This window comes from Steroidobacter gossypii (assembly GCF_016801985.1).
In the GTDB taxonomy this organism is placed as follows: domain Bacteria; phylum Pseudomonadota; class Gammaproteobacteria; order Steroidobacterales; family Steroidobacteraceae; genus Steroidobacter; species Steroidobacter gossypii.
On record NZ_JAEVLS010000008.1, the window covers coordinates 384,632 to 406,053 of the forward strand.

The 21,422-nt window shown below is 62.6% G+C and carries 12 protein-coding genes, 1 tRNA gene and 1 pseudogene; 13 read left to right on the top strand and 1 reads right to left on the bottom strand.

Annotation, left to right across the window (positions count from 1 at the left end):
* Positions 1-6: 6 nt before the first annotated feature.
* The 9 genes from JM946_RS27935 (at position 7) to JM946_RS27975 (ending at position 18,984) form a co-directional block, all read left to right on the top strand.
* A complete protein-coding gene (locus tag JM946_RS27935) occupies positions 7-4,206 on the top strand; it encodes a type I polyketide synthase (RefSeq protein WP_203170726.1) in 4,200 nt (1,399 codons plus the stop codon).
* A gap of 366 nt (positions 4,207-4,572) precedes the next feature.
* Positions 4,573-6,150 (top strand): hypothetical protein, encoded by a 1,578-nt coding sequence (locus JM946_RS27940; RefSeq protein ID WP_203170727.1) that lies wholly within the window; start codon positions 4,573-4,575, stop codon positions 6,148-6,150.
* Between the two features lie 10 nt (positions 6,151-6,160).
* Complete coding sequence (locus JM946_RS27945; RefSeq protein WP_203170728.1) at positions 6,161-7,906, top strand: aminotransferase class III-fold pyridoxal phosphate-dependent enzyme; 1,746 nt, start codon at positions 6,161-6,163, stop codon at positions 7,904-7,906.
* Position 7,907: 1 nt separating this feature from the next.
* On the top strand, positions 7,908-11,642 hold the full coding sequence (locus tag JM946_RS27950) for a beta-ketoacyl synthase N-terminal-like domain-containing protein (protein WP_203170729.1): 3,735 nt from the start codon (positions 7,908-7,910) through the stop codon (positions 11,640-11,642).
* Between the two features lie 133 nt (positions 11,643-11,775).
* A complete protein-coding gene (locus JM946_RS27955; protein ID WP_203170730.1) occupies positions 11,776-14,358 on the top strand; it encodes an efflux RND transporter permease subunit in 2,583 nt (860 codons plus the stop codon).
* A gap of 35 nt (positions 14,359-14,393) precedes the next feature.
* Entirely contained in the window at positions 14,394-15,278 is an 885-nt protein-coding gene (locus JM946_RS27960; RefSeq protein WP_203170731.1) for an outer membrane lipoprotein-sorting protein, read from the top strand.
* On the top strand, positions 15,275-16,585 hold the full coding sequence (locus JM946_RS27965; protein WP_203170732.1) for an FAD-dependent oxidoreductase: 1,311 nt from the start codon (positions 15,275-15,277) through the stop codon (positions 16,583-16,585). Before JM946_RS27960 ends, JM946_RS27965 begins: the two co-directional genes overlap by 4 nt.
* Before the next feature lie 176 nt (positions 16,586-16,761).
* Entirely contained in the window at positions 16,762-17,577 is an 816-nt protein-coding gene (locus tag JM946_RS27970; RefSeq protein ID WP_203170733.1) for an SRPBCC family protein, read from the top strand.
* Positions 17,578-17,718: 141 nt separating this feature from the next.
* Complete coding sequence (locus JM946_RS27975) at positions 17,719-18,984, top strand: cytochrome P450 (RefSeq protein WP_203170734.1); 1,266 nt, start codon at positions 17,719-17,721, stop codon at positions 18,982-18,984.
* Between the two features lie 33 nt (positions 18,985-19,017).
* On the opposite strand, the gene JM946_RS27980 is transcribed toward JM946_RS27975, so the two are convergent.
* Positions 19,018-19,986 carry an acyltransferase domain-containing protein gene (locus JM946_RS27980; RefSeq protein WP_203170735.1) on the bottom strand — a complete coding sequence of 323 codons (969 nt, stop codon included), beginning with the start codon at positions 19,984-19,986 and terminating at the stop codon, positions 19,018-19,020.
* A 575-nt stretch (positions 19,987-20,561) separates the two neighbouring features.
* Between JM946_RS27980 and JM946_RS27985 the strand changes: the two genes are divergently transcribed.
* The 4 genes and pseudogenes from JM946_RS27985 to JM946_RS28000 form a co-directional block, all read left to right on the top strand.
* Positions 20,562-20,635, top strand: a tRNA-Cys gene (locus JM946_RS27985).
* A 60-nt stretch (positions 20,636-20,695) separates the two neighbouring features.
* On the top strand, positions 20,696-20,959 hold the full coding sequence (locus tag JM946_RS30780; protein ID WP_230980053.1) for a hypothetical protein: 264 nt from the start codon (positions 20,696-20,698) through the stop codon (positions 20,957-20,959).
* On the top strand, positions 20,956-21,153 hold the full coding sequence (locus JM946_RS27995; protein ID WP_203170736.1) for a cysteine--tRNA ligase: 198 nt from the start codon (positions 20,956-20,958) through the stop codon (positions 21,151-21,153). Before JM946_RS30780 ends, JM946_RS27995 begins: the two co-directional genes overlap by 4 nt.
* A gap of 187 nt (positions 21,154-21,340) precedes the next feature.
* Positions 21,341-21,421 (top strand): annotated as a pseudogene (locus tag JM946_RS28000) (hypothetical protein); the annotation flags it as partial.
* Between the last annotated feature and the right edge of the window lies 1 nt (position 21,422).

A 21,422-nucleotide genomic window follows, 5' to 3' on the forward strand; every position in this document is an offset into this window, starting at 1 on the left:
AGCGGAATGGAAAAGCAGCGCAGCGACATTGCGATCATTGGAATGGCCGGGAGATTTCCCGGCTCGACCTCGACGCATGAATTCTGGGCCAATCTGTGCGCCGGTCGCTCCGGTATCACCGCACTTTCCGCCGAAGAACTGTTGGCCCATGGGGTCTCGGCCAAAGCGCTGGCCGATCCGAATTACGTGAAGGTAGCGCCGCTGCTCGCGGACCACGACTGCTTCGATTCGGAGTTTTTCGTTGTTCCCCCGCGCGATGCGGAAATCATGGATCCACAGCATCGGTTGTTGCTCGAATGCGCGTGGTCGGCCATGGAGGATGCCGGCTATCCACCCGACACCCAACCTGGCCGGGTCGGCGTATTTGCCGGATCCGGCGGCATCGTTTCCAGCCATCTGCTGTCGTGCACCGAGCACTACGCCGATGTCGTCGGCAAGACCGGGGGCAGTTGGCATCTCGGCAACGACAAGGATTTCGTTCCGACGCGCTTGTCCTACAAACTGAATCTGCGCGGCCCGAGCATCGCGGTGCAGACCGCATGCTCGACCTCGCTGGTTGCGGTGCATATGGCATGCCAGAGCATCCGCTCGGGCGAATGCGAAATGGCGCTGGCCGGTGCGGTTAGCGTACGCACGCCGCACGTGGCGGGTTATCTGTACGAGAGCGGCAACATCCTTTCCGCCGACGGGCAGGTCCGCGCCTTCGATGCGGACGCGCGAGGCGTCGTATTCGGCAGCGGTGTCGGCATGGTCTTGCTCAAGTCCCTGCAACAGGCGCTGGCCGACGGCGATTGCATTCATGCCGTGATCAAGGGATCGGCCATCAACAACGACGGTGGCCAGAAGATGAGTTTCATGGCCACCAAGGTCGAAGGTCAGCTCGACTGCATGCGTGCCGCGCTGGACAACGCGGGCGTATCCGCCGACAGCCTCGGCTATATCGAGGCGCATGGCACGGGTACGGCGATGGGCGACCCGATCGAGATCCTTGCGCTGAGCCGGTTGTTTCGCAGCGAGACCGAGCGTCGCCAGTTCTGCGCGATCGGATCGGTGAAGAACAACATCGGCCACCTGGATATCGCGGCGGGCATGGCGAGCCTGATAAAGGTCGCGATGTCTCTAAAATTCCAGCGCATTCCGCCGTGCGTCAATTTCACCACGCCGAATCCCAAGATCGATTTCGAGAGCAGCCCATTCCACGTCAACACCGAGTCGATCGAATGGCCGCAAGCCGACACGCCGCGACGTGCCGCAATCAACTGTCTCGGCATCGGCGGCACCAATGCCTTCATGGTGCTGGAAGAACCGCCGCAGCAGCCACTGCCGCCGCGCGCGGCGGCAATGCCGCGCATCGTGGTGTTGTCGGCAAAGACCGAGGCCGCGCTCTGGCGCAAGGTCGCTGATCTCGTCACCTGGCTCGACGCCGGCAAGGGCGAACATCTCGACGATATTGCCTTTACGCTCGCCACGGGCCGCAGTCAGTTCGCCAATCGCTGCGTGCTGGTGGTGAGCGATGTCAGTGATCTGATTGCCAAGCTCGGGCGCTTGCACCGGCATGGGCGTGCGCCGGATTGTTTTGTCGGCATCGACGTCGAGCATTCCGGCAATGCGACGCCGGGCCTCGACGAGTTCGCGCACTTTCTGGTGCAGCAGGTTCTCGGCGGTTTGCCGGCTGAAGAAATGCGCGGGAAGCTGCTCGCGCTCGCAGATCTGTACTGCCGCGGGGCGAAGCTGTCGCTTGATGCTTTGTTTGCGGGGGCGGGAGCGCGGCGCATCGCCATGCCCACGTATCCCTTCGAAAGAAGACGCTTTGCGATACCCCAGCGACCCGAGGGAACTCGACCAGAACCCATCGCAGCGGCGGCACCGTCGAACTTGCATCCGCTGCTGCACGCCAACGTGTCCGATGTATCGGGCCTGCTCTTCACATCGAAGTTCGACGGTGGGGAATTCTTCCTGCGCGACCATGTGGTGCTCGAGAACCGTGTGCTGCCCGGCGTGGCCTATGTCGAAATGGTGCGCGCCGCCGCGGCGCTGGCGCTGCCGGGCGACCGGACGCGAACGCTTGAATTCAAGGATCACGCCTGGATCCAGCCGGTGGTGGTCGACGATGCGTCCACGTTGACGGTCGTGCTGCACGACAAGGGCGAAGACGAGGGCGGCGGACACTGGCTCGAGTACGAGATCCTCTCCGAAGGCAGGAGCGAAACGCCCCACGCCCGCGGAATGGTCCGCTGCAGTGCGGACGCCATCGCTGTCGAGCCGATCGATGTCGCTGTTGTCGACAAGGCCATCGAGGGCGCGCGCGATCGCGACTCGATCTACGCGCGTTTCGATGCGCTGGGTCTACGTTATGGGCCGACGATGCAGGGCATCACCGAGCTGCGCAGCGACGGCGACGAGGTGATCGCGCGCCTGCGGTTGCCAGGTGCGTCGGACCCGCGCTTCGGCCTGCACCCCGCGATGATGGATTCGGCGATGCAGTGCACGATCTGCCTGCTCGCGGGCTTGGACGGGGAAGGCGGCGCCGCGGTGATGCCGTTCGCCTTCGACGACATGATCGTCCACGGTGGCACCACCGACGAAATGTGGGTCTGGGTCCGCCGCGCACCGGGTGCCCCCATCGATGGCATGCCATCGCTGGACATCGATCTGGTCGACCAACAGGGCGTGCCGCGGGTGAGTATCCGCGGCCTGGTCTCGCGCACGGTTGCATCCGCGCCCGTCGCTGCCTCGACGCGCGCCGTCGGGGCTGCGCCGGCGCTCGCGAGGCCGGCCGCGACTCCGGCCGCGACTCCGGCTTCCGGCCCCGCACTGCACGCGCTGGTCCCGATCTGGAATCCGGTCCGCTTCGGACGCGACACGGTGACGTCGGCGCCGGACGAACGCTGCCTGCTGCTCGGCGGAGACGAGGCGCTGTTCGCCTGGCTGCGTTCGACTCTAATTGAACTGAAACATCAGCCGATCGTTGCTGGCGATTCGGTCGAACGGATCGAGCGCCTGCTGTCCGATCACGAATTCGACCATCTGCTGTGGTTCGCTCCGGAGGCGGACGTCGGCGACGACGCGATTGCCAGCCAGGAGGCGGGCGTGCTCTCGTTGTTCCGCGTCCTCAAGTCCCTGAGTCGGCTCGACTGCTTCGAGCGCGAACTCAAGTTCACGGTCGTCACCCGCCGCGCGCTGCAAGTCTTCGACGACGAACTGGTGTCGCCGCATCATGCCAGCGTGCACGGAATGGTCGGCAGCATCGCCAAGGAGCTGCCGCTGTGGCGCTTCCGGCTGCTCGACATCGAATCGGCCGGCGATCTCGACCCGCGCGAAATCCTTGCCTTGCCCTGGGACGAGCAGGGCAGAGGGCTGGCGTTCCGCCGCGACGAATGGTTCCGCCAGGAATTAGCCGATGTCGGCCGCCTGTCGTCCCCGCGCGCTGCGTACCGGCAGAAGGGCGTCTACGTCGTGATCGGCGGCGCCGGCGGGCTAGGCGAAGTGTGGACGCGGCACATGGTCGCTCACTATGACGCCGATGTGATCTGGGTCGGCCGGCGGCCGCAGGATGCCGACATTGAAGCGAAGCTCGATGCGATCGCAGGCCTGGGCCGACGACCGCACTATTTCTCCGCGGACGCCACCGACGCGGCGGCGCTGACGGCGGCAGTCGCGGCCATCCACGAGCGCTTCCCGCGGATCGACGGCGTGGTCCATTCCGCGCTGGTTCTGCAGGATCAGACAGTACGCGCGATGGACGAGGCCGTTTTTCGCCAGAGCCTCGCGGCCAAGGTCGACGTCAGCGTGAACATAGAGCGCGCCTTCGCCGGCCAGGATGTCGATTTCGTGCTGTTCTTCTCGTCGGTGGCGTCGTTTCACCGTGAGGCCGGCCAGTCGAACTACTGCGCCGGCTGCACCTTCAAGGACAGCTTCGCGCAGGCCATGCGCGCTCGTCATCCGTACCCGGTCAAAATCGTCAACTGGGCCTACTGGGGCAGCGTCGGCGTCGTCACCGACGCGTTCTATCGCAAGCGCATGGAAAGCCGGGGAATCGGCTCGATCGAGCCGGACGAAGCCATGCGGGAGCTGGATGCCTTCCTCGCCTCGGACATGGATCAGCTGGTGCTGATCAAGGTGATCTCCCAACGCGCTCTCGACGACCTGTGGGTGTCGGAGGAGGTCCGCTATTACGGGTACGGCGAGGCGGTGATCGCATCGTGAATCGACCGCACCTGAACGCATTGAACACGGAATCGCCTTCGCAGTACTCCACTTCCGCGCGCGACGCCGCCTAGCTGCCCGCCGAGGTCAAGGGGATCGCGTTTCAGCCTCCCCGAAGACATGGAATCGCTGGTATGCGGCCAAGGACGGATTCGAATCCCTGCTGGAATCGATTTGCGCGTCGATCGCCTCGTCGCCGCAGGGCTGAGCGTCGCGGGCGTCCCTGGGTGTCGACCTGGGTGTCGATTCAGAAGATGGGCTGGTCGAGATCTACAAGGCGCACGAGACCTGAATGAAGACCGTATTTCTCCCAGGCACGAGGCGCGCGAACCGGGCTGTCGCCCACATTCGCTACAGGCGCGATCGATGAAGTCGGTGGCGATTTCCCTGCTGGCCCTCGGGGTGGCCTTCGGCGCCGGTGCGCAGACGCCGAAGACCGAGCCTGCGCCCGATCCGGACAGCGATTTCCTCGAAGGCGTCCTCATCGACCCGCCCGCGGAGACCCCAGCCGCGGCACCGATCGCGAGCGATGACGAGATCCCTGCCGCATCGCCGCCGGAGCAGGGTACCGACACGATCGCCGACCTCGACGACCTCGAAATCGACATCGATCCGAACATGGACGACGGTAGGAACAATGCCCAGGGCGCGCCGGCACCGCCTGCCGCTGACGAGCCCTCGCCAGAGGGTCTGGATCTTATCGATCAGGAAGCCGATGGACCGGTGCTCGCGACCGAGGATGGCGAGGACCCGACCGCAGGCACGACGGACGACGGCAATCCGCTCGCGGCCTGGTTGGATCCACTGCGCGTCAGCCTGAAGCACGAAACGTCGTACAAGTTCGCCACGCCGCAGCGGGTGGTGAACAACCGGTCGTCTGTCCGGCTGGAATATTCGAAGCCCTTGACCAGCAATCTGTATCTCCGCCTGGATACGAAGCTCAATCTGCACTGGAGCAACGACCACCGCGCCAACGCAAACGACGAGGATCTTTTCAGCGAACTGGTCACGCGCGAAGCCTATCTGCAGAGCAGCTTCGGCAACACCAGTATCCGGCTCGGCTATCAGATCCTGCCATGGGGTGTTTCGGAGGGCGGCGCGATCACCGACGAAGTGAGTCCCCGCAACAGCGCCGAGTTCTTCTTCATCTCGCTGGAGGAGTCCCGCGTCGGTCAGTCGATGCTCCTCATGGACAACTTCGGCGACTCCGGCCAGTGGACCGCGTTCTTCGTACCGCAGCCCGGTTACAACGAGTATCCGGACCGCGGGTCCGAGTACGACATCCCCGGCGCCTTCGACAGCAGTGAGCCGGACGACGACTGGGACGACGCCGGCACCTACGAATTCGGAGCGCGGTGGAAGCGCACGTTCGGCAAGAGCGACATCAGCCTGATGGCGGCGCGGCTGATCGACAACGATTACCTGGTGCGCCAGCAAAGATTTCGCATGTACGGGCTGACCGCGAATATCGCGATCGACAACCTGCTGCTGCGCGCGGAAGTGGCGGTGAAACAGCCGCGTGCGTTCTTCGCGCGCTCGGCCGACAGCAGCGACCTGGGGGTCGTCGAAAGCGACCAGTTCGATTCGTCCTTCGGCTTCGATTATTCGCCAGGTGGCCGGGCGCTGACCTACAGCGCCGAAGTCGTCTGGAGCCGCCTGCTCGACTGGCGCGACCACATCGTGGGACGCGAGCAGGACGAATACTCGTTGGTGGGCTTGGTGAGCAACCGCTTCTTCAACGATGACCTGACCTTGAGTTGGCTCACCATTTATACCGAGCCGTACACCAGCTTCCGGCACAGGTTCCTCAGTTCCTACCTGATCGACGACAACTCCACGGTCTATTTCGAAATGTTCTTTCCCGACGAACGGGACGAACGTAGTGGGACTTGGCCATATCGCGACCAGAAGCAGTTCGTCATTCGATATCAATATCAATTCTAGCGACCGCGCGATGGACTACGCCATGCAGATGACCGTTGAAGACGTATCCAAGAGAATCCTGTCGAAGCAGATCGACAAGCAGGACGCCATGCGCCTGTTCCAGTCGCTGGACAAGGAGTCGCAGTTGCAGCTGCTGGCGATCGTCCGCCGTGCGGACGGCATCACGCCGGCGCACAACGGTAAGGGCGCGGCGCGGCCCCTGAGGGCGCTCGACCAGCGCGACCTCACCGACGAGCACCGCGCCTGGATCGCCGCTCTCGTCGAGAAGTACGACAGCTTCGTGCCGAAGTCCAAAGCCAATGTTCTCGAACACCAGGTCCACTTCGTCGACCAGCGTCGCGCCTTCCACCTGATCAAGGATCTGAAGAAGCTCCACTTCCAGATCACGTATACCAAGGCCGATGGCGCCCACGTCCACGACGCCGACGGCAACAGGTACATCGACATCTCCGGCGACATGGGCGTGAACCTGTTCGGGCACCGCGCACCCTTTCTGATCGACGCGGTCAAGCGCAGCCTGGACCAGGGCATCCCGCTGGTCGGCTATTCCGACATGATCTTTCAGGCCTGCAAGTTGTTCTGCGAGATCACCGGCCACGAACGCGCGCTGTTCACGCAATCGGGCACCGAGGCGGTGATGTTCGCGGTACGCATCGCGCGCGCGGCGACCGGCCGCAAGAAGATCGTTCTTTTCGACGGCAGCTATCACGGCCTCTCGGATGCGGTGGCGGCCACCAGGGACCTCGCCGGCAACAGCTTTCCCCTGGCGCCGGGCATCCTGCAGGAGTTCGCCGACCAGATCATCGTGCTGGACTACGGCGACATGGCGTCGCTTGACACGATCGAGCGGCTCGCCGGCGAGATCGCGACCGTGCTGGTCGAACCGGTGCAATCGCGCCATCCCTACAAGAAGCCAGTGGAATTTCTCAAGGCGCTGCGCCAGCTGACGATCGAGAAGAACATCCCGCTGATCTTCGACGAGATGATCACCGGTTTCCGTGTCTGCCATCGCGGCGCGCAGGGGCTGTTCGGCATCCAAGCGGACATGGCGACCTACGGCAAGATCCCTGGCGGCGGGCTGCCGACCGGGGTCATCGCCGGCGCAGCGAAGTACATGGATCTGGTCGACGGCGGCACCTGGCGGTTCGACGACGACAGCATGCCCAGTTCCAAGCGCACCGGCATGGCGGGCACGCATTCGCAGAACCCGCTGAAGATCGCCGCCGCGCTCGCGGTGCTAGGCGAGATCAAGAAACGTAGCGCCGAAACCGGGCCCGACGGCACATGTGCCTGCTTCCAGCAGGGGCTCAACCGTAAAACGACCGATCTCGCCGACGCACTCAATGCGTTCTTCCGCGAAGAGCGCCTGCCGGTGGTCATCGACACCTTCGGTTCGTTGTTCCGCTTCCGCTTCGTCGACAGCTACTGGGGCGTGACCGAAGCGCTGTTCTTCATCCTGCTGCGCATGGAAGGCGTGGAGACCAACATCCAAGGCAACTGCTTCCTGACCACGGCCCACACCGACGAGGACATCGAGGCGGTGATCGCCGGCGTGAAGGCGAGCATGTCGAACCTGAAGCGCAGCGGGTTCTTCCGCGAACCCGATCAGGAACCGACGCAGGACACCGCACAGCTGCCCCAAACCGCAGCACTCGCGCCTCCTCAGTCCAGCAACGCGTCACCCCGCAACGAAATGGAGCGCCTCAGGGCGCTGCTCGCCGCCGACCTCGCGTTGGCAGAAGATCAGGGAGCTTGAGATGAACGCTGTCGCGGAACTGCCATTGTTGGACACGATCGCGAGAACGGTCGCTTCCACGCTGAAAATCCCGGTAAATCGGCTAGACGTCGACGCTGACTTCGATTCGTTCGGCATGGACTCGATCATCGCGATCGAGCTGATGACGAACCTGAGCAAACAGCTCAAGGTGTCGATCACGCCGGCGCAGCTGACGGCGGTCAACTCGATCAGAGAGCTGGCCGGCTTCATCGATTCGATGAACGAGGCCCCGGCCGCGCCGGTGCCGAAGGCGCAGCCGACCGCCGCCGCACAGCCAGCCTCTCCCGCCGCGGCCAAGCCATCGGCAGCACGGGCCGCCGCGGGCGCTGCCCCGCGCCACGGTGCGGAGGTGCGGCGCCAACCGCGCACCGACAGGGCACGGGGGCTCGGTCGCATGCTGGCCTTCGTTCGCGACGAATACGGCCTGGACCTGCACGGCGTGAGCTTCGCATCCAAGCAAGCGTTGATCGATCATCTGCTGGAGTACCACGCCGACGTACTTTCGCATCACTACGGTCTGTCCGTCGACGAGCGCAGCGCCGAGCTCGCCGAAGTGCAGGCGGTCGCGCTGCCGACCGGCAGCACCGGGATCGCGGTCGTCGGCATGGCCTGCATGTTTGCGGATGCCAAGACACCGGAAGCGCTGTGGCACAACCTGCTCGAACAGCGCTCGCTGATCGCGCCGCTGAAGCGAAACCGTTGGGGCGCTGCCGACGTCGACACCGCGCCGCGCTGGGGCGCGCTGATCGAGGAGGTTGATCGGTTCGACGCCGCCTTCTTCGGCCTCAGCGAAGACGAAGCCCGCTTGTGCGACCCGCAGGAACGGCTGGTGATGCAGGCGCTTTACCACGCACTGCAGAACGCCGGCCTGCGCGCGGACAGGCTGCGCGGTACGCGCACCGGACTCTTCCTCGGTTATGAGTACGCTGAATACGAGCATCACCTGCGTCGTAATCTGCACCGCATCCCGAACGCTCCGGCGCTCAGCTCGTCCAGCCCGATCTACTACCTCGCCAACCGCATCTCGTTCCTGTACGACTTCAAGGGCCCGAGCGAAGTGGTCAACGCCAGTTGCGCCTCGTCCGGGCTTGCGATCCACCGCGCCTGTCAATCGTTGGCACACGGCGAGTGCGATGTGGCCATCTGCGGCGGCGTCTCGCTCAATCTCTTCGAAGGCGACTACGCGGCGATCGCGCGCTACGGCCTGCTGTCACCCGACGGCAGCTGCGGCGTGTTCGACGACGCCGCCAATGGCTTCACCCGCGGCGAAGGCGTCGGCCTGCTGGTGCTCACGCGGCTGGACGATGCCGAGCGCGACAACCGCCGCATCTTCGCCAAGGTCGTCGCGACCCACCAGAACAACCGCGGCCGTGCCAGCTTCATCTCGGAGATCAAGCACGAAGCCATCACCCAGGTGATCGCCGAATGTTACGAGAAACACGGCATCGCGCCGGATTCGGTCCGCTACATCGAAGTCGACGGCTACGCTACGAAGTGGGGCGATTCCTTCGAGTTCGAAGGCATCAAGAACGCATTCGGTGCGGCCACCGGCGAGAAGCATTGTGCGCTCGGCAGCATCAAGGGCAACATCGGCCATGTCGAGCCGGCCAGCGGTGTGGCCAGCGCGATCAAGGTCGCGCTGTCTCTGTACCACAAGCAGTTCCCCGCAACGATCACCAAGAAGACGCTCAACACCTTCATCGACATCGAATCCAGGGCGCATCCGCTGTATATCGCGGACCGCCCGCTGCCGTTCGACGAACTGCGCCGCGGCGACGAACCGATTCGCGCGGGCGTCAACTCCTTCTCCGACAGCGGCGTGAACGTGCACCTGCTGTTCGAGGAATACCGCACCGACCACGGTACGCGCGCAGAGCAGGGCGGCCGCCACTTGTTCGTCTTCTCGGCACGTACGCGCGAATCCCTGCAGGAATCGTTGGCCCTTACGCGTGAATCCCTGCAGGAATCGTTGGCCTTCTCCGCCAGCCGTCTGCCGCTGGAGGACCTGGCCTACACCATGCAGCTGGCGACCGTACCTATGCAGCATCGGCTCGCCATCATCGCCGCCAGCCATAAGGAACTGACCGAAGCGTTGGCGCGTGCCGCCAAGCATCTGGCTGGCAACAAGCCGGTGGAAGGCAACGGCTCGATCTTCATCGGCGGCCCGCAGGAGGGCGACAACGCACGCGTCTTCGAAGTGATCAAGTCGCAGATCGGCGAGGACAAGCTGCTCGACAACCTGCGCCAAGGCATGCTGAAAGATATCGCGCTGCTGTGGGTCGGTGGCATCGATATGCCCTGGGAGCGTCATTGGCGCGAGGTGGTACTGACACGTCGGCGCAACGCGCAAGCGCTGCCGCAGTTGGTCGACATTCCGCCGTACCCGTTCGCCAAGGACCGCTACTGGCTCGATTTCGACGACACCGGTACGCCGTCGCGTGTGGAGATCCCCACCGTGGCAAGGCCGCAGAAAGCAAAGAGCGAGCACGACGGCGGTGACGCGCGCAAGGCCGCGCGCAAATGGCGTTTCGTAAATGCACTCGCCGACGGCGAACAGGCCGAAACGCTCGATGCAGTGGACAAGATCGTGCTCTTCCTCGCACAGGAAACCGCCGGGCTGCTGCGTGTACCGCGCGCGGACGTCGATATCGGCCTGGACTTCCTTCAGCTCGGCTTGGATTCGGTCGCAATGGCCTCGTTGATCCAACAACTCATCGGGTTGCTTGGCGAGAACATCTCCCCGAGCGTCGTGTTCAATCACCCTAACATCGAGCGTCTCGGCCGCCATCTGGCCGAAAGCTATCCGACCAAGATCGATCGTATCCACGTCGTCGGTACAGCCGAAGCGTCCGCCGTCGTTTCGCGTTCGAAGTTGCTACGGCTGGCCACGGCGGCGAAAACCGATCTTGAAACATGGTTCGTGAGCCGGGACGCGGTCGCCGACGACCTTGTGCCGATGCAGACCAGTGCGTCGGGAACACCGGTCTTCGCCGTTCCGGGTGCCGACGGCAGCATCCTGTCGCTGCGGACTTTGAGCCGTGCGATGCAGGGCGTGCGCCCGATGTTCGGGCTTCAGGCGGTTGGTCTGGATGGCAAGCGTGAACCGCTCGGTTCCATACGCGCGATGGCCAAAGCCAACATCGCCACGCTTGCGGCATTGCGGGACTGCAGCAAGCTGAGCCTGCTCGGCTATTCCAATGGCGCAGTCGTCGCATTCGAGATGGCGCATCAGCTGCTCAAGAAGAACGTCGCGGTCGAGCGTCTGGTGCTGGTGGATTGCCGCTGCCCGGGATCGTCCGTCCGCAGTCTCTCGGATGAGATTTGCGAGTCCTTCGCCAACCTGATCAATTCGCTCGGCGGCAAGTGGCAGATGGATGCCGACGAATTCCGCGCAATCCCCGAGGAGCGGTGGGCCGACTATCTCTTCGATCTCGTCCAGCGCAACGGATTCTGGATGCCCCGAGAGAACTTCATGCTCGCTTATCGGCTTTCGCTCGCCAACGAGAAGGCCTGCCGCAGCTACCGCCCGAAAAAGCTTCCGGAAGCTTGCGAGACGGTGGTCGTCCGCGGGACGCGCAGCAACGGCGACCAGCCGCCGTCACTGGGATGGAATGACGTCCTGGCCAAGCCTCCCGTCTGCATCGATGTCGACGCGGATCATCTGTCCGTCGTCGGCGCGGATGGCAGTGCGGTGATCGCGAAGATCTTTCAATAAACCGCCGGCCTGGCGCGACCGATGGCACGGGCTGGACCCGGAACGCATCGCCGCTTTGACCCCAACCCGCCTGTCTTTTCAGGCGCGTCGAACCTCCGCTGGGCAAACACATTGACCAACAGGAAGTGAATTCATGTCCGTTATAGAAAGAATCGTAAGCCGATTGTCCGAGCACTTCGAAAACATTCCGGATGCGTTGCGCAAGAGGCGCCTGCTGGTCGGCATTGTTTTCCTTGCGTTGCTTGCCGGGAGCATCTTCGGCATCGGCAAGCTGCGCATGGACATGACCATCGAGGGCTGGTTCCACAAGGAAGACCCGACACTGGTCGCGTTCAACCGCTACCACGCGCAGTTCGGCAGCGAGGACGGCGTCTACATCGTCTACAAGGCGAAGGACGGGGACGTGTTTTCGCCGGCTTCGCTGGAAGCCGTGCGCGGTATCCAGGACGAGCTGATCAACTTCCGCGCCAGGCTCAAGGAGGGCGAGGAATCCGCGCTCGGACACATCGTCAAGGTCGACACGCTGGTGAACGCTTCGGTGCTGACGGTCGACGGGGACGTGTTGGCTTCCAGGCCCCTGGTCGGCGACTCGGTGCCCACCTCGCCCGAAGCGATCGCCGAGATCAAGGCGATCGCCGAAGCCGAGAGGCAGCTGCCGCTCCAGTTCTTCTCGCGCGATCACAAGTACGGCGGGATTTATATCGAAACCGATTTCGGCGCCATCCCGGTCGACGCGGAGGAGGTCACCGATGAAACGGTTCTGTCGCTGGATCAGACCGCCTCGCCAGGCGAGGAAAAGCCGGTCGAGTTCAAGCCGACCGACCAGGCCGACTACCTGAAGCTGTTCGAAGAAATCAAGAAGATCCTCGAGAAGCCTGAGTACGCCAAGCAGTTCGACTTTTACGCCGTCGGCAACACCGCGGCCGCCGAGCACGACGTGAAGATGTCCGAAGAAATGGGCATGCTCTACATGGCCGCGTTCGCGATCATCATGATGCTGCTGTGGTTCCTGTTCCGTTCCACGTCGGCCGTGGTGTGGTCGATGCTGACCGTCATCCTGAGCACGGTTTTCACGCTTGGCGTCACCGGGTGGCTCGGACTCACCGTCACCGGTTTCCTGATCCTCACCATCCTGCTGATCCTGACCGTCGGTGTCGCTGATTCGGTGCACGTGCTGACGGGCTACACCCGCCTGCGCATTTCCGGCATCGACCATCAGGATGCGCTGCGCCGAACCTACAAGTTCGCCGGCGTGGCACTGCTCCTGACCGGCTTCACCAACATGACCGGCACGATGGCGCTGAACATCACGCCGGTCGTTCCGATCCAGAGCTTCGCGATCATGTCGACCCTCGGCATCCTGTTCGCATTGCTGCTGACCTTCTACCTGCTGCCGTTGCTGATCGACTTCTGGCCGACGGTGTCGAAGAAGAAGGTGATCGCCGCCACGCCGGAGAAAAAGCGCTTCCTGGATGTGCTGCCGCGTCTGAGGTCGGCCTTGGACCAGGTTGTCCCGCTGGTGGAGAAGCGTCCAGTCGCGTTCATCATTCCCTTCATGCTGGTACTCGCGGTCTCCATCTACGGCGCGACCCAGGTGAAGATCGACTCGCAGATCCTGGACCAGTATCCAAAGGACTCGACCTTCACGCAGAGCGTGAAGGTCGCCGACGAGCACATGATGGGCGCCTACGCCATGGTGCTGTACCTCGATTTCAAGCAGGACTTCGCCCTGCAGGATCCGGACGTGCTGAAGGCGATGGACGAGCTGCAGAAGAAGTTCGAGACCAAGTACCAGAAGTATGTGGTGATGACCAACTCCATCGCCTATGTGACCAAGGACGCCAACCGGAAGCTCAATGGCAACGCACCGGGGTACGAGCGGATCCCCGACACGCGCGAAACCCTGTCGCAAACGCTGTTCCTGTTCAACAACGCGAATCCGAGCGAGCGCCAGCGCCTGGTCGACGACAGCTACCGCAAGGCCAACATCAAGATCTCGCTGCACAGCTACGGGTCGTACGAGTACAGCGAAGTCTTCAAGCAGATGCGCGCCGACATCGACGAAATGATGGCCAAGCTGAAGACGAAGTATCCCAACGCCGAGGTGTCCATCACCGGCATCTTCGCGCTGGCGATGCAGGCGGCCCAGTACATCACCGAGAACCAGGTCATCACTTTCGGCATCGCTCTCGTGGTGGTGAGCGTGATCCTGCTGCTGGTGTTCGGCTCGTTCAAGGTCGGAATGATCGCGTTGATTCCAAATCTGATCCCTGCGCTGCTCACCCTGGGCGTGCTCGGGATCACCGGAGTTCCCCTTGATTTCTTCACGATGATGCTCGCGCCGATCGTCATCGGCATCTCGATCGACGACACCGTGCACTTCATTTCGACTTACCAGATGCAACTCGCCGAGGACGGCGACGTCAATGCCGCCCTGCAGCGGACCATGGCAAAAGCAGGCCCTGGCGTGGTGTTCACCGCGCTGATCCTGGGCCTGGGCTTCGGCATCATGGCGATCGCCTCCGCGGCGGGCACATCCAATATGGGCAAATTCGGCGCGCTGGCGATTTTGATGGGACTGCTCAACGACTTGTTCCTGCTGCCGGCCCTGCTGCTGAAGTTCAAACCGACGTTCAAGAAGGAGCATGCGCCTGCTCACCGACCGGGTCCTGCTGCTGGAGTTCAAACCGGAGTTGAAGAAGGAGTCGTTGGATGAAATTCGCTTATCGTATTTTCCTCGCGGCGCTGTTCGTGGCCGCCCCGACGGCATCCCTCGCGCAGGACGCCCGCGAGATCATGATCAAGGTGGACGATGCGACGAATCACAGCTATTCGTCTTCGGTCCGCCTCGTCAAGTTCTCGACCTGCCGCTACAGCATCAGCGGCGGAAAACTGTCCTGCGCCGAGAAGCCGCGCGTCGTGATCTTCGAGTCGTTTAGCAAGAGCCATCGTCCCCCGGGACGACGCGACAACGATAACAAGGGGCTGGACGTGATCATCCAGCCGATCAGCGACAAGAACACGGCGATGCTCTCCTGGGGATACGCTGAAGACGACAAGGCCACGGATTTCTGGGTCTATCTGCCCGTGTTGAGCAAGGTCAGGCGCATCGTGTCCGTCGCCGACAGCGGCGAGAGCGGAGCCGTGTTCGGTTCGGAAGTGTCGGCCGAAGACGCGGACGTCAAGAAGGTGAGGGATTACACATACGAGATGCTTGGCGAGGACACCCATCGTGGTCGCCCGGTCTGGAAGATCGAGTTGACCCCGACGGCCAGCCGCAGCAAGCGTTCCTATTACGGCCGCATCGTCTCCTACGTCGACAAGGAGCGCTTCATCGTGCTGAAGGAGGACCTCTACGATCGTACCGGCAGGCACTACAAGCAGTACTCGGTGCTGGAGGTGGAACAGTTCGGCGAGGTCTGGATGGCCACGAAGGCCGTGATGAACAATCTCACCAAGCGCCGGATCACCCATTGGGAGCACTCCGATGTCGTGCTCAACGTCGACATCGACGACGAATTTCTGAGCCAGCGCTCGCTGACCGACTTCGCCTATCGCGAGCGTCATATGCAGCTCTACCGCAAGTACCTGACCCAGGAAAAGGTCGGGACGCAGCAGGCGGCGGCCAAGCCATGAGCCTGTTCAGAGACTGCGAAAGCTACGACTGCATCGTGGTCGGCTCCGGCACCGCCGGAGCCGTGATCGCGCGCGAACTCAGTGGTCGCGGGCAGAGGGTGCTGATCCTGGAGCGGGGACAATATCTCCCGCTCAAGGAGACGGTCTGGACGCTCGGGTCGATGTTCAACGAGGTCCCTGTCGCCGATCAGCTCAAGGACGCCAGGGTGTACGCTGCAGGCGGCTCGAGCGCGATGTTTATGGCGGTCATGGACGAACCGCCGATCGATGCCTATCGCGCGCTCGGGATCGATCTGCAGCCCGCCTACGATGCGATCCGTCTACAGGTCCCGCTCGCCGAGATGCCCGACGCGCTCATGAGCCCGCAGGCGCACAGGGTGCGGGAAGCAGCCATCGCGCTCGGTTACGACTGGAAGAAGAAGCTGATGCTGATCGACCAGTCGAAGTGCAACGGCGTCTACTCGTACGATGCCAAGTGGAAGGCGCTGGCCTTCGTCGACGAAGCCGTGCGCCAGGGCGCAGTGCTCAAGTGCGGGGCCCTGGCGGAACGGGTACTGATCGAGAGCGGGCGCGCGGTCGGCGTGGAATGCCGGATCAGGGAAGGAGCGTTCCGCAGCCGTACCGTCCAGTTCCGGGCGGAGCGGGTCGTTGTTTGCGCGGGCTCGTTGGCGTCGCCGCTACTTCTGCGCGGCAGCGGGCTGCAGCATGTTGCCGCCGGCGGCTATTACATCGATCCCAGCTTTACGCTGTTCGGGCGCGTCCCGGGCCTGCGCGGCATCGACAGTTTCTGCGGCACCATGGAAGCCACGCTCGAAAAGGGCATCGTCCTGAAGGACGCGAACGTCCACAAGCTGCCGTTCCGCATGTTCATGTTGCAGTACATGCAGGTTACGCGGATGTTCGCGTATTCCGAGAGCATCGGAGTCACAGTGATGGCCCACGACGAAGTCGGCGGCGGGCTCTCCGCCGATGGTCGATACCACAAGACGCTCGATGCCGCGGTTTTCGACAAGCTCGCTCGCGGCGAGCAGGCGGCGCGGGCGATCCTGGAACGCGCCGGTGCCGTTGACGTATTCAAGGCGCCAATGTTCTCCGGCGGCGCTCTCGGTACGCTGCGCATCGGCAGCGATGTCGACGCGAATCTCGAAACCAGCGTGCGCGATCTCTACGTCTGCGATGGCTCGCTCATCCCGGAGAACGGACGCGTCGCGCCGACACTAACCCTGCTTTGCCTGGCGAAGTATCTCGCCAACATCTTGACCCAAAGCCGGAACGCGCACGCCGAAGCGGAGATCGTCGCTGCCTGACGGCCGCCACTCACCTGCTTTGCCTGGCGAACTATCTCGCCGACATCTTTGACCCAAACCCGGAACGCGCCCGCCGAAGCGGAGGCCGTGTCGGCCTGCCGCCGCCACCCACGAGCGGCGCTCGTGTTCCATCACCCAGCCCATCGCAAGAACAGGAAGACAACAGGAGTGACAACATGAGTGAAGTAGCGAATACCACGACCACAGACAAGGCGGCCGTCCCCAAGAAGATCAAGGATCCGCTCTGGAAGAGAATCTACTTCGTCTTCAGCCTGGTTGTGATGGCGGCGCTCATCGCGCATTTCACGTGGGTGGCCTCCGGTTCGGCCGAATGGAAACTCGCCAAGGATGAGGATGGCATCAAGGTCTACGTCATGAAAGCACCGGGCGACGCGATGCTGAAGCTGCGGACGGTGATGGAAGGTGATTACACGTTGACCCAGTTGGTCTCGCAGCATATCGGCGTCGGCGACACTCTGCAGGTTTGCAAAGAATGGATTCCCGGATGCGTGGATTTCAAGCGCATCATGCACTTCAACCCGGCCCGAGGCTACGACAGGGATCTGTGGCGCGTGGAAATACCCGGACCGTTCGCCGATCGAGAGCTGCTGATCTCGACAATATTCCATCAGGACAAGGCGACCAAGAAGGTAACGCTCGATGTGGTGGGTATGCCCAACAGCTTGCCGCATACGCCCGGCGTCGTACGGCTGGAGCGGATTCACAACCAATGGACCTACACGCCGATGCCCAACGGCAAGACGGAAGTGGTGTTGATCCAGGACGTTGGTTTCTCGGACGTCGGCTTCCTGCCGTACCCCCTCCTGAACCTGACCCTCGTCGACGATAGTCACAAGTTTTTCGCGACCACGTTGCGGTCGAGCCTGCTGGAAGACAAGTACGTCAACGCCAAGGTGGACATAGTTGACCTCGAGGACATCCGCCCGGGCGAATTCTCGCAGGCAACTCTGCAGACGGCCCCCGGCCCCTGAGTTCGAACAGTGGGGTAGGGCGCGCCTGTTGAACACTCGCGCCCTATCGGCTCGTACGGGCTGTCCGCCCGCGCATCTACCGAAACAAATTGCAGCCGGTCTTGTGAACCGAACCAGACCATGACCGGAAGGAACCAGACCATGACCGAGACGACCCAAGAGATCGAGACGGCCCAAGAAACTTGGATGCCCCAGGAAACAGGGACAGCTCCGGAACTATTCAACCCGTTCCTGCCGGGGTTTGACGAGAACCCGTACGAGCACTATCGGATGCTGCGCGACAATAACCCGGTGCAGGAGCACCCGATGGGGTTCTGGTTCGTGTCCCGGCACGCCGACGTCTCCGCGCTGCTGCGCGACGCCCGACTGTCCGTGGCGGACCGCAACCTCGCGCCGGGCCCAATGCGCGACCAGTACGAGAAACTCATCGCCAACGCGCCCGTCAAACTGGTGAGCCTATTGGACAGCGACCCGCCGGACCACACCCGGCTGCGGTCGTTGGTGGGCAAGGTGTTCACGCCGCGCTCGATCGCCGCGCTGGAGCCGATGGTGACCGAGCTGGTCGACGAGGCATTGGACCGCATCGCCGATACCGGCTCGGTCAACCTGATCGACGCACTCGCGTTCCCGTTGCCGTTCGCGGTGATCTCTACGATGCTCGGCATGCCGGACACCAATCCCAAGCGGCTGCTCGAGCTGACCGAGACGCTGGTCATCGCGCTGGAGCCGGTCGCCGATCCCGACGTGATGAGGTCGATCGTCGAAGCCGAGGTGGAGCTGTCCGGAATGATGCAAGAGGTCATCGCGTGGAAGCGAAACAACCCAGCCGACGACCTGCTGACCGCGCTCATTCAGGCAGACCATAACGGCGACTTTCTCTCCAACGACGAGCTGGTGGCCCAGATCCTGTTGCTGTTCGTCGCGGGTCACCATACGACCGTCAACCTGATCGGCAACGGTGTCATCGCGCTGTTGCGCCACCCCGACCAACTTGCGCTGCTGCGATCGAACCCGGACCTCATCGGCAACGCCGTCGAGGAGTTCCTCCGCTACGACAGCCCCACCCACCAGACCCGTCGGATCACCCTCACTCCGTACCAGGTCGGTGGCCGGGAGATCCCGGCCGGCGCGATGATGATCGCTTGCCTCGGCTCGGCCAACCGGGATGAGCGGGCGTTCGGCCCGGACGCCGACGTGCTGCGGCTCGACCGCGAGCAGGCGCGCCACCACGTGTCGTTCAGCGTCGGCGCGCACCACTGCCTGGGCTCCGCGCTCGCGCGGCTGGAGGGGAGGGTGGCGATCAGCCGGCTGGTGAGCAGGTTCCCCAAACTGGCGTTGTCCGGTCGGGTGCGCTGGAACGGCCGGATCAACCTGCGCGGCGCGACGCATATCCCAGTCAGCGTGTAGGTCATGTGCCCGACCGGTCGCAAGGAGCGGCGCCTAGTGCGGCGATTCGACTCCAACGTCACTCAAGAGGCGTGCGAAATTCTTCTGATCTTGTCCGAGCGGCGTGAGGATCGCGTGGACAGTGGATTGTGTTGCGGCGGTTAGCTGGTATTTCAGAAACATGGCTAACGTTCCCGCGGGACCTACGTCGATGTAGCGATGCATGCCCCGCTGCTCCAGACATGCGATCGCTTCCCGGAACCGGATGGGATGGCGAACGACGCGCCAGAAACTGAGCTCCGAAGCACTCTCGAGCGGTCGTCCCAGCTCGCAGCACACGAGGGGCAAGGGCCCACGCGTGCATCGAACCGACGAGCGCATGAACGATTCGAAAGGTGCCTGCGCCTCCTCGATCCAGCGCGAATGAAAGGCGAAAGAGACCGGCAGGCGCTGAAAGACGATCTGGCGATGTGAAAGGTGGGCCTCTATGACTGGGACGGCCGCTTGTGCCATCGATACGGCGAAGTGTGAAGCGAAGTTGATGCCGGCCAATTCGCAGTGCTCTCTGAAAACGCGTTCATCCATCAGCGTGGGATCCGCGAGCACCGCGATTATGCCGCCCGGCTCGCAGCACGTCTCGAACGCAATTGCCTGCTTCAGTACAGCGGCCATCGCGTCCTCCACGCTCAGCCAGCCTGCAATGGTTGCTGCGGCGAAGGTGCCGAGGCTTGCACCCAAGGTTAGATCGGGTTTGACACCCGCGGCCATCAGGCTCTGTGCCAGCGAGTATTCAACCATGAAGATCGCAGGGTGCGTCAGCAGCGTCCGATCGAATGTTTCCGATTTGTGGCGAGGAGAATAAATCGTCTCGATCACAGACTGCCCGGCCATCGCGCACGCGATCGCGTCCAGGCGCGCCATGCAGCGGCGGAAGATCTCGTTTCGTTCGTACAATTCACGTCCCATCTGGAAGTAGTGGGACCCTTGACCGGAAAACATGAAGACCGTCGGGGCGTGGGGCACGCGTGGAGCTCCTGAGGTTGAAAATACGATCTCGCGGACGGCGTGATTCAATTGAACCCAACTCGGTGCAGCCGATTACATCAGTCCCGGCTCTTCCGCAGCAAGATCGCTCGGAGCTTTGGTCGCCGGAGCGATCGAACTTGATCGCATCATTCAAATCTCAGATGGAGTGTATATGACGCTGCCAGTGTGTCATGAGCTCTCGGATGAGGAGCTGGCCCGAATCGAGCGACTCGCCGAGGCCGCTACGGAGCGTGACATGGCGCGATCATGAAAAGCCTCGACTATCGGGTTGCAGTGTTGGCCTGGCAGAGCAGATATTTACTTCGCGCGTCTGATCGAATCAAAAATCGCAAAGTAATTTCACATTCCAAGGTTGATTTATGAGAACGATCCGCGCTAGTTTATTAGCACCCCAAACGCACTCCGCTGCTCGTCGCGTTATAACTTGACGGGGCGGAGCCTGCCCGAATGTCCGACAGCACATTCGGTGACAATCACTCATCGCAGTTCGGTTCCCCGCCTGAGCGACGCCAAGCTCACGCGCTCGATCATTCTTCGTCCGGGTTTTCGTCGGCTCGGTAGCAAAGTGGCCATGCAGCGGTTTGCAAAGCCGCCCACGCTGGTTCGATTCCGGCCCGAGCCTCCATTCCGGTTCCTGCATCACATCGCATCGGGCAGCTGTTCGCTCGAGATATCGTGCGACGAGATGAATGCGCTCTACCGTGCTTACTATGATGGGCGGGAAGATCGTCTGGCTCCGCTGTCAAACCACGGGCCCGCGCTCAAGCAACACGAACTCATCTGCTCTGAGTCCACGAATCCGGAACAATTCACGACGCATGAACCTGGCGTCGTGCGCATGTATGTGTGCGGCGATACGGTTTATGACTTTGTCACGTCGGCCATGCGCGTTCGAAAGTCGTTTTCGATGTCGTGCGGCGGTACCTGCACTATCGCGGCTATTGAGTGAGCTTCGTTCGCAACATCACCGATATCGACGAAAAGATCATCAAGCGCGCGGCTGAGAATGGCGAAAGCATTCAGTCGCTCGCCAAGCAATTCATCGCGGCCATGCATGGGGAGTACGACCTCCTCAATATTTTGCGCCCGACGCATGAACCTAGAACGACCGAGCATATTGCCGGCGTTGTCGCCATGACCTAGCGGCTCATCGACAAAGGAAGACGCCTACGTCGCCGCCCGACGGCGACGTGCTGTATTCGGTGTGGATCGAGGGCTGCCGAAAATCAGTCGGGTCGGGCGATGGACGGCCGGACTGGCATATCGAATGTTCAGCGATGTCGCCCGACGTGCTGGCGCGGCGACCGATGAGACGTTTGCGGCCGCGTGTATGCACTACGGCTTCGTCAACGTGGATGACGACAAATTGTCGAAGTCCCTCGGCAACTTCTTTCGTATTCGCGATGTACTGA

Excerpts from the sequence above, each read along its gene's own strand:
- JM946_RS27935 (WP_203170726.1), top strand. The coding sequence starts at position 7 with ATGGAAAAGCAGCGCAGCGACATTGCGATCATTGGAATGGCCGGGAGA.
- JM946_RS27940 (WP_203170727.1), top strand. The coding sequence starts at position 4,573 with ATGAAGTCGGTGGCGATTTCCCTGCTGGCCCTCGGGGTGGCCTTCGGC.
- JM946_RS27945 (WP_203170728.1), top strand. The coding sequence starts at position 6,161 with ATGGACTACGCCATGCAGATGACCGTTGAAGACGTATCCAAGAGAATC.
- JM946_RS27950 (WP_203170729.1), top strand. The coding sequence starts at position 7,908 with ATGAACGCTGTCGCGGAACTGCCATTGTTGGACACGATCGCGAGAACG.
- JM946_RS27955 (WP_203170730.1), top strand. The coding sequence starts at position 11,776 with ATGTCCGTTATAGAAAGAATCGTAAGCCGATTGTCCGAGCACTTCGAA.
- JM946_RS27965 (WP_203170732.1), top strand. The coding sequence starts at position 15,275 with ATGAGCCTGTTCAGAGACTGCGAAAGCTACGACTGCATCGTGGTCGGC.
- JM946_RS27970 (WP_203170733.1), top strand. The coding sequence starts at position 16,762 with ATGAGTGAAGTAGCGAATACCACGACCACAGACAAGGCGGCCGTCCCC.
- JM946_RS27975 (WP_203170734.1), top strand. The coding sequence starts at position 17,719 with ATGACCGAGACGACCCAAGAGATCGAGACGGCCCAAGAAACTTGGATG.
- JM946_RS30780 (WP_230980053.1), top strand. The coding sequence starts at position 20,696 with ATGAATGCGCTCTACCGTGCTTACTATGATGGGCGGGAAGATCGTCTG.